The organism is Xenorhabdus santafensis (genome assembly GCF_033949405.1).
In the GTDB taxonomy this organism is placed as follows: domain Bacteria; phylum Pseudomonadota; class Gammaproteobacteria; order Enterobacterales; family Enterobacteriaceae; genus Xenorhabdus; species Xenorhabdus santafensis.
Window position 1 is genome coordinate 36,682 of record NZ_VCDN01000097.1, and the last position, 18,457, is coordinate 55,138.

An 18,457-nucleotide genomic window follows, 5' to 3' on the forward strand; every position below is an offset into this window, starting at 1 on the left:
AACTCCTTACGACCTTGTTAGTTATCTTTTCCAACATGCAGAATCGCTAAGAAGGCTTCTTGTGGCAGTTCGACGTTTCCGACCTGCTTCATGCGCTTCTTACCTTCTTTCTGTTTCTGCAATAGCTTTTTCTTACGGCTAACGTCACCGCCATAGCATTTAGCAAGTACGTTTTTACGTAATTGCTTCACTGTAGACCGCGCAATAACGTGTGTCCCAATGGCTGCCTGAATAGCAATATCAAATTGCTGACGTGGAATAAGCTCTTTCATTTTTTCCACCAGCTCACGACCACGGTATTGTGAGTTGTCACGGTGAGTAATCAACGCCAGCGCATCAACACGCTCGCCGTTAATCAGTACATCCACACGCACCATGTCTGAGTTCTGGAAGCGGACAAAATTATAATCCAGCGACGCATAACCACGAGATGTTGATTTCAATCGGTCAAAGAAATCCAGAACAACTTCAGCCATCGGAATTTCGTAAGTCAGTGCAACCTGATTACCGTGATAAACCATATTAGTTTGCACACCGCGTTTTTCCACGCAGAGCGTAATGACGTTGCCAAGGTATTCTTTCGGCAACAACATGTGACATTCTGCAATCGGTTCACGCAATTCGTTAATACTGTTCAATGCCGGTAACTTGGATGGACTGTCAACGTAAATAATATCACCACCCGTGGTCTCAACTTCATAAACAACCGTTGGGGCCGTTGTAATTAAATCGAGATCATACTCACGTTCCAGACGTTCCTGAATGATTTCCATGTGCAGCAGACCAAGGAAACCACAGCGGAAGCCGAAGCCCAATGCGGTAGAGCTTTCTGGCTCATAGAATAATGAGGCATCATTCAGGCTCAGTTTACCCAATGCATCGCGGAACGCTTCATAATCATCAGAGCTTATCGGGAACAATCCGGCATAAACCTGAGGTTTAACTTTCTTGAAGCCAGGCAGGGCTTTTTCAGCAGGATGACGTGCGGTTGTCAATGTATCACCAACCGGAGCGCCCAAAATATCTTTGATAGCACAAACCAACCAACCTACTTCACCACAATTCAGCACATCACGATCGATACGCTTAGGCGTGAAAATACCCAGACGGTCAGCGTTATACACCTGCCCTGTGCTCATGACCTTAACTTTATCGCCTTTGCGCAGTGTCCCGTTTTTAATACGAACCAGTGAAACTACGCCAAGGTAATTGTCAAACCATGAATCGATGATCAGAGCTTGCAATGGCGCTTCAGGATCTCCTTCTGGTGCTGGAATTTCTTTTACCAGACGCTCGATGACATCCTGCACGCCAACGCCTGTTTTGGCCGAGCAACGAACAGCATCTGTAGCATCGATACCAACAATATCTTCGATTTCTTCTGCAACGCGCTCTGGTTCCGCGGCTGGAAGGTCAATCTTGTTCAGAACCGGAACAACTTCCAGATCCATTTCGATAGCGGTATAACAGTTAGCCAGAGTCTGGGCTTCCACCCCTTGCCCTGCATCAACAACCAACAAGGCACCTTCACAGGCTGCCAAAGAACGGGAAACTTCGTAAGAGAAGTCAACATGCCCCGGCGTATCAATGAAATTTAATTGATAAACTTGACCATCATTTGCCTTGTAATCAAGGGTAACGCTTTGTGCCTTGATAGTGATGCCACGTTCACGTTCAAGATCCATTGAATCCAGTACTTGAGCTGCCATTTCGCGATCTGACAGTCCCCCACAAATTTGAATAATTCGGTCAGATAATGTGGACTTACCGTGGTCGATGTGGGCGATAATGGAGAAATTTCGTATTTGCTTCATTATTAAATCTTTTTTGCCTTAGTATTTCTGAATCATTCGCCTATGGACACACTGATGGACATAAAGCGACAGTTTATAGTTCGGCCACTGGCCTGAGGAGCCGTATTCTACATGCCAAACCTATGAAAACCTAGTCATGCCTGCTGTTTTCGGTATGACCTGCGGTTTTCAGTATGACAAATAAAATTGAAACTCGTATGGTAAAACAGATTATTCTTGCTGTAGAACCTTAATCGTATCAGGAGGCAAACCAATTTGTAATACAACTGGCTGGTAGGCTTGCAGCTTATCCCAATACGTAGCAATTTTGCGAGCGATGAAAAAACCAGCAAAACCACCACCGATTCCACCCAGACATATCCATAATTGTTCAGATGTCCAGACCTGGAAAAAAGCAGCTCCCAGAAATAATCCCAATAGCGGTGTTAAATAGACTAGCATTGCTGAACGCAGCAAACTACTTTCAGGAATACCCACTTCCACTTTCTGGCCGGGCTGAAGAGGTTGAGAAATTTCCAATTCCAATTGATGGATGTTTTCTGGCCCTATTTTTTCCAGCAGATAAGAACCACAGGCCGCTTTAGCCTGACAACTCCCACAGCCGGAAGATGAACCATAACGTAGCAATGCGCGACCTTGTTGCCAATGAACAACTGTTGCCCATTCTTTAACCATCAGTTTTCTCCCGTAAACACTACATTTTCAGCAATTCTCTTGGCGGTTGCGAACGGCAGTTCACCAATAACTGAAATATGATTTTTATCTCTGGATAAAGTATAAACCGTTCGTCTGCCTTGCCGAAATGGTTGTTCATCTACAACCTTTTGGCCGGAATTCACAACATTAACAGAAAAATTAAATAACCCATCGCTATACATGATGGATTCTAACCATTCAGTCTCTGACAGTTTACGGCTGCTACGGGAAATTTCTTTGAATCCTTCGGGTAGTGTTCCAACCCGCCAATTGAATTTCAATTTTTCAGAAGGCGGGATCAGTAACATCGGTGGTAACTTCAAATAAGTAATCGCATTCAGCTCATTTTTGATGTAGTCACTCACCGTTGATGAAACAACACGAAATTGCTCAATGACAGTAATATTATCTCTGTCCAACAATTCAATGAGCAAAGGGAGATGATTTTTTTCATCAATCAGAAGGTTATAGTTATAGCGGTAATCATCTTTCGAAATGATGCGGACAAAGTGCGCTGGATGATCACCAACATGCGAACTACCCGCATCAATAAAGCGATAGTATTTCTGCAATTGTGCAACATTGGCAAAAATGATCGGCGGGAAATAATCAACAATATGATTGCCCTGTAAGCTGAATGAATCCAGCCCCGGTTCATAATAGCTGATTTGGTTGCCGCGCTGGACAATTTCGCGACGTGAACCATCCATCTGTATGATTTGAGCAATGGGTTGGCCGCCGATAATGGCGTGGCGATAACGCAAAGGAATGAGAAATTGCTGCGATAAGTTAATGAACCCCAATTCATAGTTCAATGTTTGTACAGAACGGTTCATTTCCTGCAACAAAGCTTCGGCATTGTTTTCCTGTGCCGAAGCTTTGAGGGGATTAAATAGGCTACCCGCCAATAATAGAATGAAAAACCAAACACGTTTCATTACTGTTGTTGTGCCTGCACTCCAGATGGCTGAGCAACTTGTGCCGCTTTCTGATTATTTTCAGCGTGAATGCGTCGGTCAAGTTCATACTGCTGTAACATTGCATCGATGCGCTTATTACTTTCCCTGACCCGCATATTTAAATCACCGCCGAAAGCATCATCATCCGGGGCGGTCAAGCCTACAGGAGAAGCAGCTCCTATCACTGGCAATGTATTGAAAACAGGGGTATCAAATTGAGTATCCGTTTCAGTACCATTATCACCACTATTGTACTGCTGGACACCAATGATCACTGCCAAAGATACACATGCAGCCATGCCGACTTGTGAAATCTGGCTTGCCCAAGGGCGGATTTTCGACCAAAAAGGTAGCTTGGCCCACGTTTCAGGCTTTGGTTGGGACTCTAAAACGGCCGCTGGATTGATGTGAATAGGCTCTTTTTCCAGTGCCAATGCTACTTGACTCGCAATATCAAGATGCAACACTTTCCCTACATCACCGCGCATTACATCACGAACAAGGTGGTATCTTTCCCACTGCTTTTGCATATCTGCATTTTCAGAGACCGAATGAATGACTTCATTATCAAGAGCTTCTCCATCCATCAATGCGGAAAGTTTTTCTCTTTGCATGCCAAAGTACCCTTAAATATTGTTTTGTCCCACTACTGCTGGATTAGCGGCTGAACTTTATTATCAATGGCTTCCCTTGCCCGGAAAATTCGTGACCGTACTGTACCGACAGGACATTCCATGATGTCAGCTATTTCTTCATAGCTCAACCCATCCAATTCCCTCAGTGTAATCGCTACCCGTAAATCTTCCGGAAGCGATTCAATCGTACGGAAAACTACTTCCTTTAACTCTTCAGACAACATTAAGTTCTCAGGGTTCGAAATTTCTTTTAAAGAACTTGACGTATCGTAAGTTTCTGCATCATTGGCATCCAGATCATTGGATGGTGGACGCCGCCCCTGAGCAACCAAATAGTTCTTCGCAGTATTAACAGCGATACGATATAACCATGTATAAAAAGCGCTATCTCCACGGAAAGATGAAAGCGCACGATAAGTCTTAATAAAAACCTCTTGAGCAACATCCGGGACATCACTTTGAGGCACATAGCGAGCAAGCAAGCTCGCTACTTTATGCTGGTATCTTGTTACCAGCAAATTAAATGCTTTTTGGTCGCCTTGTTGGACCTTTTCGATCAGCATTTGATCCGTTAACTGCTCGCTCATCCGAGGTTCACTCTCCTGAGGTAAAACTCCACATTCATGCTTACTGATCCTAATATGAAACCCTGCTTTTCTGAGCAAGCATGACTTTGAGCATCAATTTACTGTGAAGTTCAACTTTGACTGTAATTTTATATTACTGCCGCCTGTTTTTTTGTATCACACATCTTTGATGACTATACATTTGTCTTTTAAATTGCTTGACCAGTGCTGCTCATTTCCCCGAACACCATGTTAAGACTTTAACCATTCATGCCTTCGGAGAGGTATTCTCTTAATCGTCGCACCACAATTTAAAAATTCATTGTGTGAAATTCACTGCATGAGCCTAGTACAAATCATAGCTTCTATTTCACGGGACACTCGATTTTAATCCGAGAAAACGGAAGTTTTGCTTCATTAATTGCGGATTTCATTAATTGCAAAATAGTCATTGCAAAACAAAACCCATTTCATCCGTACGATCTCCGTTACGCGTAATTCCCGTTAACCGAGTGACCCCAACATTATCAATAATGAAAGTAAAAATCTGTCACTAACTGACGAAATTCATCTGAATATGAGCCATCCACTGCGCGGAGTGCCAGCTCATGTATCTGGGGGTCCTGCTGATCTTGCCGAGATAACCCCAATAACAGCCGGTGCAATGGCTTATCCTTTCTGTCACGAATATTCACTCGATAATGGGTAAACCATCCCAGGTTCAATGCCATTTTTTCAAAGAATTCCCCGATGTCATAGGGCAATACGACACAAAATAACCCGGATGGTGTAATTAACTTTTGAACACATTCCAATAATCCTTGATGGGTCAATGATTCCGTATAGCGGGCCTGATTACGAGCTTCATCCCGGCATGCAACCGCAGGCGCAAAATAAGGGGGATTACTGACAATTAAATCATAGCGGGCATGATTTTTTTCCTGCGCGTCCTCCCGATTCACATGCGGTTGCCCAATCTGTTGTGTAAAGTCATGGATATCCTGCTGATAAACCTTGATGCGGGAAGGCCACGGCGATTGTTTGACATTATCAACAGCCTGCATTGCTGCCAGTTCATCCAGTTCCACGGCATCAATAACCGTATTTTCTTTTGTCCGTTGAGCTATCATCAATGAAATCAAACCACTGCCGCACCCAATATCCAGACATCTTTTCCTGTTATATACTGGTGCCCAGGCTCCCAATAACACACCATCCGTCCCGACTTTCATTGCGCATTTATCATGCCCAACAAAGAACTGTTTAAATGTAAAGCCACCGCGGCGAAAAACGGGTTTATGTATCGATGCCATGAGTCATATCTGCTGAAATTACAATTTGCCATAGCATAAGTCTTATGGCCCACAGATAAAAGCAACCTGCACATTGGTGTTTTATAGGATGAAGAATGTGCCCAACCTGTTTATAATCGGCGCCCCAAACAGAGGTATATGATGACTGCGACAAACTTTTCCGAATTCGAACTTGATGAATCCCTGCTTGAAGCGTTGAACGACAAAGGCTACGAACGCCCGACCGCAATTCAAGAGGCTGCTATTCCTGCTGCTATGGATGGACGTGATGTCCTCGGCTCCGCGCCAACAGGTACAGGTAAAACTGCTGCCTATTTGCTGCCGGTAATACAGCATTTATTGGACTTTCCCCGCAAAAAATCGGGGCCGCCACGTATCCTGATTTTGACGCCAACCCGCGAATTGGCAATGCAAGTCGCGGAGCAAGCAAAAGAATTTGCCGCTCACACACATCTGGATGTTGCCACCATCACAGGTGGTGTCGCCTATATGAATCACGCTGAAGTATTCAGTGAGAATCAAGATATTGTTGTCGCAACGACCGGGCGTTTGCTGCAATACATTAAAGAAGAAAACTTCGACTGCCGCGCGGTGGAAACATTAATTCTTGATGAAGCCGATCGCATGCTGGACATGGGATTTGCCAACGACGTCGAAACCATTGCGGGAGAAACTCGCTGGCGCAAACAGACGATGTTATTTTCAGCTACGATGGAAGGTGAAGCGATTCGTGATTTTGCCGAACGACTGCTGACCGATCCTGTTGAGATAGATGCAGAGCCTTCTCGCCGTGAACGCAAGAAAATCCAACAGTTTTACTACCGCGCCGATACACTGGAGCATAAAACCGCCTTACTGTGCAACTTGCTTCAGCAACCTGATGTAACAAAATCCATTGTTTTCGTGCGTAAACGCGAACGTGTGCGTGAATTGGTTGAATGGTTAAGTCAAGCCGGCATTCAAGCCAGTTTCCTTGAAGGAGAAATGGTACAGGCCAAACGTACAGATGCCGTGAAGCGCCTGAATGACGGCAGAGTTAAAGTATTGGTCGCAACCGACGTTGCTTCCCGTGGATTGGATATTGAAAATGTCAGCCATGTCTTTAACTTCGATCTGCCCCGCACTGCGGACGTTTATCTGCATCGGATAGGCCGAACAGCTCGCGCAGGCCGCAAAGGAATTGCCATCGCGCTGATTGAAGCACATGACCATCCTCTGTTGGGAAAAATCAGCCGTTATCTCAACGAGCCTTTGAAAATGCGGGTCATCGATGAACTGCGCCCGCAAACCAAAGCGCCAAGCGAGAAAACGAGCTACAAGCCTTCCAAGAAAGTATTGGAAAAGCGTAAAGAGAAGAAAAAAACCGAAAGCGAAAAGAAAAAGCGGACTAAAGTTCGTCATCGCGATAGTAAAAATATCGGTAAGCGACGCACTCCTTCTGGTAAAGGGAAACCAGAGCTGGCTGAAACCAACAATGATTAATTGTCAGATGTTTTAGGTCAGATCCAATCTGGCAGCTACCGCTTTTTCATACAGGTAACTGCCAGATTAAAACGGGTTCAGATCCTTTCTTTAACCATCATAACTACGCAAAAACTCCAGCATTTAGTTTAATGCAGCCAGACTGTGTTCAATATTTCCCCACAACCGAAATTCAAGGGCGAAGTTATTAGTAACTTAGCCCTTGACTCACATCGCTCAAATACGAATCTGAATAAAAATACGATACCTAGTTAAGATACTACACCGAGTAATGTTCCTCGCTTCGCTGCGATAGGATTTGCTGATAAATTTCCTCAAATTGACTGCTCATTTCGGGTTTATCTGCAATCATGGACAAGGCTTGCATAGACAAAACGTGGGCATCTGCGCTTGCGCCATCAATCGTGCTTTCCATAAAATCATCATTAGCACTTTCCATAGAAGATAATGACGCTAACATCGTACCGCCTCTATTCAACCAAGGTTTCTGCTCTGTCATTAACTCCAAAACAGCCTCCAAGAAATGCGCCTTAAATGCATGCAATCCATATCGATGAGGCAAAGCATCCAGAATACTGCCCCATTCATACTCATATTTAAGTTCTATCGTATTTCCCATGACTTGAGGAAGAGGCAACGTTTTTTGTAAGCCGCCTAACCAATCGTGCTGAACAGAATAATGCCGAATCAAGCCACTTGCCGCCAATTCTCGGGCAACTTCAGGCGATAATCCCATTTTTTTCAGGGTAGAGTCTGAAACTCCCGCCGAATTATAGATAACCGCAGGTTTCCCCGTTGCCAACGAAGCAACACTCGCTAACCCGCCCCCCAATGAGTGACCAGTGAACATAATATTCTCGCCAAATGCCTTTAATGCTTTATTGGCCAATTCCACGGCTTGATTATATTGTTCTTCGTTGTAACCAAGCCCCTGACGAATACTTGCCATAAAATCTTTCAATTCATTCGAACCAGTGAAAGAAACAATATATAACCCATTATGTTTATATACTCCGGCTTGAAATCCGGTTGAATAATCATTCAATCCATCGGGATCGATACCGACTTTTGCCAATTCTTCATCTGATAAGCGTTCAAAACCGGGGAGCCCTAAACTTTGCCCTCGATAAACATCACGCGTTATCAAGGTGAGATCATAGTCGATTCGTTGAGACTGTTTTCCTGCAATATCATTGGGAGTCAATTGTGGTAATGCCATCGTGCTGGCATTGAGATTATTAATCAGAGATTGGTAAAACGCATTCGCTTGTCTGGTATTTTCCGAAAATGAAATGTTTGAAGAAGAGACTTGTTCAATTTTATCTGATGATGCCACAACTGGAGAGTCAGATTCCGGCTGCAGAAAATTTCCTTTTAAAGAAGACAATCCTAATTCGCTGAAAAAACTGGCATTTAATGATATAGACATAAAATTCTCCTACAGATTATTCAGGTTAGGTATAACGGAAACCTAAATTCTCTATCGGCAGAATTTTTAACATCATTACAACAATTTTGGTTTTTAGTTAACAATTTTCAATTCCATAAATTATATACGGAATTGAAAATCCCACGATAACCCAAATAAAAAAGGGAGTCTCCCCCCCTTTCAACGCTTTTAACTATGTGGAAATTATAGACTTTCTGTAAATGTACGAGCGATAACATCACGTTGTTGTTCTGGTGTTAAGGAATTAAAGCGCACCGCATAACCAGAGACACGAATAGTCAACTGAGGATATTTTTCAGGATGTTTTACCGCATCTTCCAAAGTTTCACGGCGCAGGACATTCACGTTCAGATGTTGACCGCCTTCCACACGCACAGCAGGTTTGACTTCCAGCGGAATTTCGCGATATTCAAACTGCCCCAGCTCATCTTTAGCAACAATCTGGCCTTCCGCATACTCTGCTTTAGCGCAGATGCAACGTGCTTCATTATTTTCATCATCCAACAGCCAGAAAGAGTTCATCAGTGCTGCATTGTCAGATTGGGTAATTTGAATCCCAGTAATCATTTATACCTCCAGCTTCATCATCTTGGTTAGTTAGCCAAATCATTATTTAATCAAAACACCGTTCTTGATTCCTTGTATACCAGCGCAAATGAGAAGATTCTTTGATTGAAGTCAATTAATTACCCGTTGTTATTATAATAAATAACAATTTAATTTACGATAACAATGCTGCAATAACTATATTACATAACAAATTGTTATTACATAGAAATCATGATGTTTTTCTATTTCACCACTCTGAAATCCATCAGCGCAACTTGTTAATTAATATGATAAACATAGTGTTTCCAGATTAAAATCAAACATCTCTTTCTTTGAATTATCCATTCAGGGTTTTATCAGAAATCCCCGAAATAATTATTTGATAGATTGACTGTAAAACTTTATTTTCTCAACAATGAACCCTCTTAAATCATTTTTATTTTTTCAGTTATTTTTATAAAAAATGGCTTATTAATTACATTCAGCCTCAATTTATTAAAAAAATAAAACTTCATTTAAGATGAAATATATAAAACATCAGGTGCAAAGTAGTGGCACAGAAATAAAAACACAGGCAATTAAATAGTTTCCCTGTGGACAAGAAATCGGTAAGCTTAAACCCATCTGATAATCATCTAGAAAAGGTTAGGCTATGTCCGCACCTATTACATGGCACGATGTCATCGGCAATGAAAAAAAAGAGCCTTATTTCGTTGATACATTGGCTTATGTTGCCAACGAACGTCAAGCCGGCAAAACCATTTATCCGCCACAGCAGGATGTTTTCAACGCATTCCGCTATACCGAGTTGGCTGATGTAAAAGTGGTGATCCTGGGACAAGACCCTTACCACGGCCCGAATCAAGCTCACGGGTTGGCTTTTTCGGTACAACCCGGGATCCCTGCGCCTCCTTCTCTCGTCAATATGTACAAAGAGCTGGAATCAGATATTGCAGGATTCACCCGCCCCAACCACGGCTATTTGGTCAGTTGGGCAAAACAAGGGGTATTGTTGCTCAATACCGTGCTGACCGTTGAGCGCGGAAACGCACATTCCCATGCCAATTTAGGTTGGGAAACCTTCACCGATAAAGTGATAGAAGCCATCAATGAACATCGCAGCGGAGTGATTTTCTTGCTTTGGGGATCCCATGCCCAGAAAAAAGGCCGTTTTATTGATACTCAACGCCATCATGTCTTGAAAGCACCGCACCCTTCTCCGCTCTCAGCCCATCGTGGTTTCTTAGGCTGCAAACATTTTTCACAAGCCAATGCATTGTTGGAGAACCAAGGTCTGGCTCCAATAGATTGGGCACCTCAGTTACCTCAATAACCAAATTTTATCTACAAAAATGCCGCCATCTAAAGGGCGGCATTACAATCACGGATACCGTAACTTTATTTAGAAACAGCTACCATCGCAGGACGCAATAAACGACCATTTAAAATATAGCCTTTCTGCATTACCAACATGACATGGTTTGGTTCATGTTGATCAGAATCCATCATGGTCATTGCCTGATGCACTTCAGGATTGAAAGGCACATTGATATCACCCACAACTTCAATGCCGAATTTACCTACAGCATCAATAAAAGACTTCAGAGTCAGTTCAATACCTTCAACCATTGGCAGCAATGTTTCATTAGTGCGATCAGCAGCATCCAATGCACGTTCCAGATTGTCGATAACCGGCAGAAGTTCATTGGCAAATTTTTCCAATGCAAACTTATGGGCTTTTTCCACATCCTGTTCAGTGCGACGACGGATATTTTCCACCTCGGCACGGGCACGTAACATTGCATCACGCTCGTTAACCTGAGCCTGTTTCAGCTGTTCTTCCAGCTCAGCAACACGCGGGTCAACAATGTTTTCAGCCTCTGGTGTATCTGCTTGTTCTGTATTCATTTGTTGGTCTAATACATTTTCTGTATTTTCTGAGACTTGCTCGTCAGGTACTTTTTGGTCTTTACTACTCATGAATATCTCCGCGTATTTTGTATTATCTTCGCCATTCTCGCTTATTATGGGGATGAAAACGCGGGATTCAAGGGAACACATCATATTGTGAGGGCAAAACCATATGCTGAAGGAAATAACAGCAATGAATAATGAATTCAAATGCATCGGTATTGTCGGTCGTCCACGTCATCCCGAAGCTTTAGCTACCCATGAAATGCTTTACCATTGGCTGGTCTCTAAGGGCTATTGCGTCATTGTGGACAGACAAGTTGCGAAAGATATTAACTTAAAAGACGCCCAAACCGGAGGGCTGACAGAAATCGGTAAAATGGCCGATCTTATTATTGTCGTCGGTGGTGATGGCAATATGCTTGGAGCTGCCAGAGTATTATCGCGCTATGACATCAAAGTCATTGGTATCAACCGAGGCAATTTAGGTTTTCTGACTGATTTAGATCCCGATAACGCCCTGCAACAACTGTCCGAAGTATTGGCCGGGGAATACCGGAGCGAGAAACGCTTTCTGCTCGAAGCTCAGGTCACTAAAAAAGGGCACAAGCCTCGGCGCAGCACCGCGCTGAACGAAGTGGTGCTCCATCCGGGCAAAGTTGCCCATATGATCGAGTTCGAAGTTTATATTGATGAACGCTTCGCTTTTTCTCAGCGCTCTGATGGCCTGATAATCGCCACGCCTACGGGATCAACGGCTTATTCTCTCTCAGCAGGGGGGCCAATATTGACACCCAATCTGAACGCCATCGTGCTGGTGCCCATGTTCCCACATACACTCTCAGCACGCCCGTTGGTGATCAGCAGTGAAAGTAGCATTCGATTGAAATTTTCGCAAAACAGCAGCGATTACGAAGTCAGTTGTGACAGCCAAATCGTTCTGCCGATCCAAGATGGTGAAGAAGTCATCATTAAGCGCAGTGAATACAACCTGCATTTGATTCATCCGAAAGATTATAATTACTTCAATACATTGAGCACAAAATTAGGTTGGTCAAAAAAAATGTTCTAAAAACGGGGGTTACCTACTTTACTGTATAAAAAACCAGTTTATACTGTATGAAAGCACAGACATGTTTTTATACACAGTCTCGTGTGTTTATGCAAGCGACATGTTTCCATATAAGCGACGTTTTTTTATACCAGTAACGTTTTTTATAAAAGCAACGTGTTTTTATAACATTGAAAAGCAGGAGGAGCACGATGCTAACTCAGTTGATCATTAGTAATTTTGCTATCGTTCGTGAACTTGAAATCGATTTCCGCTCAGGAATGACGGCAATAACTGGGGAAACCGGAGCCGGTAAATCCATCGCCATAGATGCATTGGGTTTATGTCTTGGTAATCGTGGCGAAGCCAATGTGGTTCGCGCTGGTGCTCCCCGCACTGATCTTTGTGCTCGCTTTTCTTTGGCTGATGCCCCTTCTGCCCGCAAATGGCTTGAAGATCACCAGCTTGATGGCAACTTTGATGACGATAATGAATGCTTACTGCGTAGAACAATTGCTGCCGACGGGCGATCACGCGGCTTTATCAACGGCACGGCAGTCCCCCTTTCTCAGCTACGTGAACTAGGCTCACACCTGATTCAAATTCATGGGCAACATGCCCATCAATTACTGCTAGAAAGTCGCCACCAAAGGCGTTTACTGGATATTTACACCGGCGATTATGATCTCCAAAATGAGATGAAACAGGCTTATCAACAATGGCGCCAAAGCTGCCAGGCTCTTTCACAATTCCAGCAACAAGCCCTTGAACGTCGTTCACGCCAGCAATTACTGGAATATCATCTGAAAGAACTGAACGAATTGTCGCCACAACTTGGTGATTATCAAGAGCAAGACAGTGAATATAAACGGCTGGCAAACTGTGGGCAGTTCTTGTCCGGCAGCCAGAATATTCTTCAAACTCTCAGTGACAACGATGAACAAAATATTGTCAGCCTGCTTAGCTACGCACGAAATGAACTGACAGAACTTGCCAGCATGGATCATAAGCTCAATGGCCTGCTTAATATGCTGGAAGAAGCTACCATCCAAATTAACGAAGTCAGTGATGAATTGCGTCATTACAGCGATCAGTTGGAATTAGACCCTAACCGCTTGTTTGAACTGGAACAAAAAATTTCCCAGCAAATCAGTATGGCGCGCAAGCATCACGTCACACCGGAAGAGTTACCAGCCTTACATCAGCAATTGCTGGAAGAACAACATCAGTTATCTCAGCAGGAAGATGATTGTGCCCATCTTAGTGAGCTTGTCAGCCAACATTATCAACAAGCCCTGACTGTCGCAGAAAAACTTCACCATGTTCGCCAGAAATATGCTGCGGAGTTAAGCCAGTTAATCACAGCCAGCATGCATCAACTTTCTATGCCGCACGGCCGTTTTACCATTGATATTACCTTTGAACCCGAACATTTGAACATTGATGGTGCCAGCAAAGTTGAATTCAATGTGACGACCAACCCCGGCCAGCCCCACCAGCCACTCGCGAAAGTTGCGTCAGGCGGTGAGCTTTCCCGTATTGCTTTGGCAATTCAAGTTATTACCGCAAAAAAAATGGAAACACCTGCGCTCATTTTTGATGAAGTGGATGTCGGTATCAGTGGCCCGACAGCAGCAATTGTTGGTCGTTTACTGCGTGAATTGGGCGAATCGACACAAGTTATGTGCGTCACACATTTACCGCAAGTTGCAGGGTGCGGTCATCAACATTTTTATGTCAGTAAACAAACTGACGGTGAAGAGACAGAAACCCGCATGCAACTATTGGACAAAAAAGCACGTCTCCAAGAACTGGCAAGACTTCTGGCAGGTAATGAAGTGACAAAAAATACCCTTGCCAATGCAAAAGAGCTGTTAGCGGCATAAAATAATACAACTTTTTTGTATAATTGAAGTCATAGGTATACCCATTGGATTTCAAGGTGCATCGCGGCGGCAAGGGAATGACAAATTCGTCGGGAACGAATTTGCCCAGCCAAAGACTGGCCTCTGGTAAAAGGCAGGAGCCTTTCGGTCATCCTCGGGAGCATAGATAACTATGTGACCGGGGTGAATGAGTGCAGCCAACAAAGAGGCAACTTGAAAGACGACGGATATAAATGCGTAGAGGTTTTCAATCTCTTCAATGTTTATTATTATCGACGGCCTGACTCCTAAAGGAATGTAATTACTATGCGCTGTAAATTGTTGACTGCCGCTACTGTATCACTTGTTATGCTGACTGCGGGTTGCTCCATGTTTGAGCGAATTGTTTATCGTCCTGATATTAATCAAGGGAATTACCTGACACCGGCTGCGGTATCAAAAATCCAGAAGGGCATGACCCAACAGCAAGTTGCTTACACTTTGGGAACACCTATGCTGACCGATCCATTTGGAAGCCAAACCTGGTATTACGTATTCCGCCAACAGCCAGGGCATGAAAAAGCCACGCAGGAAACGCTGACGCTTTCCTTCGATAGCAATGGTATTTTGACTGATATCAAGAATGAGAAATCACTGTCAGAAAGTAAGTAAGCTATGAATTCTATTTATTCGCCAGTAAACATTCTGGCGAATAAATATATATCATTGCGTATTATTTTTAGCGCGTTCAGCTCGCTTACGGCGTAATTCTTTTGGATCTGCAATCAGGGGACGATAAATCTCCACTCGATCCCCCTCTTCCAGAATATCGCTCAGTTTGGCTGGCCGGCTATAAATCCCAATTTTATTCTTCGTCAAATCGATATCATTACGTAATGCTAAAAGGCCGGATGCAATAATCGCCTGCTCGACAGTTGCCCCCTGCGATAATTTTACATTAAACAGATATTGCCGTTCTGGCAGTGCATAAACGACTTCGATATTGATTTCAGACACTGTAGACCTCGCGGGCGCGTTGAGTAAACGCCTGAACCATATTACCGGCTAATTCTTTAAAAACCTTACCGAAAGCCAATTCGATCAACTTATTGGTAAATTCAAAATCGAGATGCAACTCAACCTTGCAGGCATCTTCACTGAGCGGCGTAAAATGCCAGCCGCCCATTAACTTACGGAAAGGGCCATCAACAAGCTGCATATTTATTCTTTTATTATCAAATAATGTATTTCGCGTTACAAACGTCTTACTTATCCCAGCTTTTGAAACCTCAACAGAAGCCGTCATTTCATTATCACTGCTGCTTATTACGCGGCTACCGACGCACCCCGGTAAAAAATCCGGATAAGACATTACATCATTGACCAATTTATACATTTGTTCCACGCTGTAAGGTACTAGCGCAGAGCGACTAATCTGTGGCATATCATTTCCTGTAAAACGTAACAGCGCCGAATAGTATCACTTAAAAGTGGTTAAATAAAAACCTGATGACATTTAGAGCAAAAAATGTGCACTTGTCGCTAAATATCACTCAGAAGAGATTTCTTTCACTAACGCATACAGTATAATACAACGCATTATGACAAAGAAAAAAGCACACAAACCCGGTTCGGCAACAATTGCCATGAATAAACGAGCCCGCCACGAATACTTCATCGAAGAAGAATTTGAGGCAGGTTTATCCCTCCAAGGTTGGGAAGTCAAATCACTGCGCGCTGGCAAGGCTAACATCAGTGAGAGTTACGTTTTGCTCAAAAATGGTGATGCTTATCTTTTTGGCGCCACAATCACGCCATTGAATGTCGCTTCCTCACATGTAGTTTGCGATCCGATGCGGTCACGCAAATTACTTCTTAACAAACGTGAATTGGATTCACTGTATGGTCGAATTAATCGCGAAGGCTATACCATAGTTGCACTTTCCATGTATTGGAAAAATGCCTGGAGCAAACTCAAAATTGGCGTAGCGAAAGGTAAAAAAGAGCACGATAAACGTTCAGATATCAAAGAACGTGAATGGAAATTAGACAAAGCGCGAATTATGAAGAATTCTGGGCGTTAATCACTGGCATTATCTCTCAATATTCTGATATACTTGCGTTTACATACTTGGGGCTGATTCTGGATTCGACGGGATTCGCGAAACCCAAGGTGCATGCCGAGGGGCGGTTGGCCTCGTTAAAAGCCGCAAAAAAATAGTCGCAAACGACGAAAACTACGCACTGGCAGCTTAATAACCTGCGCAGAGCCCTCTCTCCCTAGCCTCCGCTCTTAGGACGGGGATCAAGAGAGGTCAAACCCAAAAGAGATCGCGTGGATGCCTTGCCTGGGGTTGAAGCGTTAAATCCAATCAGGCTAGTTTGTTAGTGGCGTGTCTGTCCGCAGCTGGCAAGCGAATGTAAAGACTAGACTAAGCATGTAGTACCGAGGATGTAGGAATTTCGGACGCGGGTTCAACTCCCGCCAGCTCCACCAAATTTGGTTGGACAGTATCAGGACAACAACTTGAAAAACATGAAGTTAGCAAAGTTGATTGGACACTGTCATGACAGTAAAAGGACTTAAAAAGATACGCAAAAGATACGCGGCTCTTTTCCTTAAAACACCTCAGATCCCCCTCTGAGGTGTTTTTATTTATAACGAATACATTTCCATTTGTAAAAAAGTGTAACAAAATGCGCATTCTTTTTACCCGTTTTGAGTCTATAACTCTTTTAAATTATCTTTTTTTATAACTCATACTGAAGAACGTTCATCATAATAAAGCCTAAAAATTCCGCAGCTAAAATTCATCTCCTAACCATTCTCTTTCTGTTCATATAAACAGTAGTTTTGAATATTCAAATTTTTTGATGGAATTTGGCGATTAAGTGTAATTTTGGCAGAAATTTGCCCTTTTACATCCGGGATAACCCCCATATCTACCTATGCAGTTATAACCCGTCCTCCATTAGAGGATGGCGAGATTATTAATGGGCTAAAGAGGATAATCCTCCTATTTAACGTAATTTATTGATTTTACTTATTTCTGTCACTGAACAGGATTCTCTATCGGAAATGTAGGAGGTTAAGAGATTGGATCTCACTTTATTTAAACACGTTACAAGGCTGAGTCTTACCATCATATCCCAAGGTTACGAAATCATACCCGTTTATAGTTTGAGCTTGATCTACCTGAGCCCCGTTTAAAAAGACGACGCTGTGAAAATGATACAAAGGATCGTCCTTGAATATGGAAAAGTAGCGATTCAACCCATATTCAGCAGCGCGACTTCCATGTGTACGAAAAATATTATACACATCTGAAAAACCACAACTTGCAGTAACTTTATGCACATACCCCTCAATTAAAATAGTTGGAAAACGTTTAGATAATTGCATGGCTAATGAGCTTACCTTCATATCAGGATCTGCGGAGTTACAGCAAACAATCCGGACACTATGCAAATTAGCGATTCCTACAGTCCAAGTGCGAATAAATCGAGCAATCTCTGGTTCTTCATAATGAATTCCACCTATCATTACACCCTTTTTATCGCCATGACCCGAGATAGTTAATCGTTTTTTATTTTGTTCTTTTGGGTCTGGCTCTACAAATGCATAGGCATCTGGATATGCGACTATTAGTTCAAGTGTCATATCGTTATCCTCCCTTTTAGGTATACAATCAACCTACTCCCCTTGCGTGACTATGTAAACTTGAAACTAACCCGAATCTTGCGCTTTCTCTTTCAAATTCCACACCGAATTCTCTGGCATCTGCACACGAACATCCAGGCGACACCCTTCGGGAATATCACAGGGTTCACCATCAGCGTAGTAGACCTTTTCACCGTCCACGATGGCTTTTATCCGTTTGTTTTGAAACCGTTGAGGCAAATGACTGTGCTGATAGTGGCATGTCTCAATCGTGATGCTGCCGTCCTTTTCCACCCGGTCATCAATGTAGATAAGTTCAAGTCCGTTGTTGTTCTTCGGGGAGGAGATACCGCCGTGTACACCCCATGCACCGTCGGCGTTGTAGCCAAGAATACCGCCTATCTGATAATGACCTGTGCCGAGTTTAGTGACTGTAGCCCCTTCCGACTCGTCGTTGGTGGTAAAGGTGCCATCAGGGAAGATTTGAATGATGGGGGAGGATTTT

The 18,457-nt window shown here is 43.3% G+C and carries 19 protein-coding genes and 1 other RNA gene; 7 read left to right on the forward strand and 13 right to left on the reverse strand.

Going from position 1 to position 18,457, the window contains the following annotated elements; all coding sequences use genetic code 11:
* Window positions 1-17 precede the first annotated feature (17 nt).
* The 6 genes from lepA to trmN all read right to left on the reverse strand — a co-directional run bounded on the left by lepA (window position 18) and on the right by trmN (window position 5,983).
* The gene (lepA, locus tag FE392_RS17755; RefSeq protein ID WP_319931494.1) at window positions 18-1,814 is read right to left on the reverse strand and encodes a translation elongation factor 4; all 1,797 of its coding nucleotides are present in this window, start codon (window positions 1,812-1,814) and stop codon (window positions 18-20) included.
* A 210-nt stretch (window positions 1,815-2,024) separates the two neighbouring features.
* On the reverse strand, window positions 2,025-2,489 hold the full coding sequence (gene rseC, locus FE392_RS17760; RefSeq protein ID WP_319931495.1) for a SoxR-reducing system protein RseC: 465 nt from the start codon (window positions 2,487-2,489) through the stop codon (window positions 2,025-2,027).
* Window positions 2,489-3,448, reverse strand: coding sequence for a sigma-E factor regulatory protein RseB (gene rseB / locus FE392_RS17765; RefSeq protein ID WP_319931496.1), 960 nt, complete (start codon window positions 3,446-3,448; stop codon window positions 2,489-2,491). The genes rseC and rseB overlap by 1 nt, the downstream gene beginning before the upstream one ends.
* Window positions 3,448-4,083, reverse strand: coding sequence for an anti-sigma-E factor RseA (rseA, locus tag FE392_RS17770; protein WP_319931497.1), 636 nt, complete (start codon window positions 4,081-4,083; stop codon window positions 3,448-3,450). The genes rseB and rseA overlap by 1 nt, the downstream gene beginning before the upstream one ends.
* 32 nt (window positions 4,084-4,115) lie before the next feature.
* A complete protein-coding gene (rpoE, locus tag FE392_RS17775; protein ID WP_319931498.1) occupies window positions 4,116-4,691 on the reverse strand; it encodes an RNA polymerase sigma factor RpoE in 576 nt (191 codons plus the stop codon).
* A gap of 506 nt (window positions 4,692-5,197) precedes the next feature.
* The gene (gene trmN / locus FE392_RS17780; RefSeq protein ID WP_319931499.1) at window positions 5,198-5,983 is read right to left on the reverse strand and encodes a tRNA(1)(Val) (adenine(37)-N(6))-methyltransferase TrmN; all 786 of its coding nucleotides are present in this window, start codon (window positions 5,981-5,983) and stop codon (window positions 5,198-5,200) included.
* 141 nt (window positions 5,984-6,124) lie between these two features.
* Here trmN and srmB point away from each other — a divergent pair, with 141 nt between their 5' ends.
* Window positions 6,125-7,465 (forward strand): ATP-dependent RNA helicase SrmB, encoded by a 1,341-nt coding sequence (gene srmB / locus FE392_RS17785; RefSeq protein WP_319931514.1) that lies wholly within the window; start codon window positions 6,125-6,127, stop codon window positions 7,463-7,465.
* Between the two features lie 259 nt (window positions 7,466-7,724).
* Here srmB and FE392_RS17790 read toward each other — a convergent pair whose 3' ends face one another.
* Window positions 7,725-8,894: a Tle-like phospholipase domain-containing protein gene (locus tag FE392_RS17790; protein ID WP_319931500.1), complete on the reverse strand. Its 1,170-nt coding sequence runs from the start codon at window positions 8,892-8,894 to the stop codon at window positions 7,725-7,727.
* A gap of 204 nt (window positions 8,895-9,098) precedes the next feature.
* Window positions 9,099-9,482, reverse strand: coding sequence for an autonomous glycyl radical cofactor GrcA (gene grcA, locus FE392_RS17795; RefSeq protein WP_319931501.1), 384 nt, complete (start codon window positions 9,480-9,482; stop codon window positions 9,099-9,101).
* Window positions 9,483-10,116: 634 nt separating this feature from the next.
* Between grcA and ung the strand changes: the two genes are divergently transcribed.
* Window positions 10,117-10,797 carry a uracil-DNA glycosylase gene (gene ung / locus FE392_RS17800; protein ID WP_319931502.1) on the forward strand — a complete coding sequence of 227 codons (681 nt, stop codon included), beginning with the start codon at window positions 10,117-10,119 and terminating at the stop codon, window positions 10,795-10,797.
* Window positions 10,798-10,862: 65 nt separating this feature from the next.
* On the opposite strand, the gene grpE is transcribed toward ung, so the two are convergent.
* A complete protein-coding gene (gene grpE, locus FE392_RS17805) occupies window positions 10,863-11,444 on the reverse strand; it encodes a nucleotide exchange factor GrpE (protein ID WP_319931503.1) in 582 nt (193 codons plus the stop codon).
* 124 nt (window positions 11,445-11,568) lie between these two features.
* Between grpE and nadK the strand changes: the two genes are divergently transcribed.
* The 3 genes from nadK to bamE all read left to right on the forward strand — a co-directional run bounded on the left by nadK (window position 11,569) and on the right by bamE (window position 14,963).
* Window positions 11,569-12,447 carry an NAD(+) kinase gene (gene nadK / locus FE392_RS17810; RefSeq protein ID WP_319931504.1) on the forward strand — a complete coding sequence of 293 codons (879 nt, stop codon included), beginning with the start codon at window positions 11,569-11,571 and terminating at the stop codon, window positions 12,445-12,447.
* A 191-nt stretch (window positions 12,448-12,638) separates the two neighbouring features.
* Window positions 12,639-14,312, forward strand: a complete 1,674-nt coding sequence (recN, locus tag FE392_RS17815; RefSeq protein WP_319931505.1) for a DNA repair protein RecN — start codon at window positions 12,639-12,641, stop codon at window positions 14,310-14,312.
* Window positions 14,313-14,618: 306 nt separating this feature from the next.
* Window positions 14,619-14,963 (forward strand): outer membrane protein assembly factor BamE, encoded by a 345-nt coding sequence (gene bamE, locus FE392_RS17820; RefSeq protein WP_319931506.1) that lies wholly within the window; start codon window positions 14,619-14,621, stop codon window positions 14,961-14,963.
* A gap of 51 nt (window positions 14,964-15,014) precedes the next feature.
* On the opposite strand, the gene FE392_RS17825 is transcribed toward bamE, so the two are convergent.
* Both FE392_RS17825 and FE392_RS17830 read right to left on the reverse strand, forming a co-directional pair.
* Complete coding sequence (locus tag FE392_RS17825) at window positions 15,015-15,308, reverse strand: RnfH family protein (protein ID WP_319931507.1); 294 nt, start codon at window positions 15,306-15,308, stop codon at window positions 15,015-15,017.
* Window positions 15,301-15,735 carry a type II toxin-antitoxin system RatA family toxin gene (locus FE392_RS17830; protein ID WP_319931508.1) on the reverse strand — a complete coding sequence of 145 codons (435 nt, stop codon included), beginning with the start codon at window positions 15,733-15,735 and terminating at the stop codon, window positions 15,301-15,303. The genes FE392_RS17825 and FE392_RS17830 overlap by 8 nt, the downstream gene beginning before the upstream one ends.
* Before the next feature lie 157 nt (window positions 15,736-15,892).
* On the opposite strand from FE392_RS17830, the gene smpB reads away from it, so the two are divergent.
* Complete coding sequence (smpB, locus tag FE392_RS17835) at window positions 15,893-16,375, forward strand: SsrA-binding protein SmpB (protein WP_319931509.1); 483 nt, start codon at window positions 15,893-15,895, stop codon at window positions 16,373-16,375.
* Window positions 16,376-16,424: 49 nt separating this feature from the next.
* Window positions 16,425-16,788: a transfer-messenger RNA gene (gene ssrA, locus FE392_RS17840) on the forward strand.
* 612 nt (window positions 16,789-17,400) lie between these two features.
* On the opposite strand, the gene FE392_RS17845 is transcribed toward ssrA, so the two are convergent.
* Both FE392_RS17845 and FE392_RS17850 read right to left on the reverse strand, forming a co-directional pair.
* Window positions 17,401-17,952 carry a hypothetical protein gene (locus FE392_RS17845; protein WP_319931510.1) on the reverse strand — a complete coding sequence of 184 codons (552 nt, stop codon included), beginning with the start codon at window positions 17,950-17,952 and terminating at the stop codon, window positions 17,401-17,403.
* A gap of 66 nt (window positions 17,953-18,018) precedes the next feature.
* The coding region (locus tag FE392_RS17850) for a phage tail fiber protein (protein ID WP_500692698.1) at window positions 18,019-18,457 on the reverse strand (439 nt) is incomplete at its 5' end.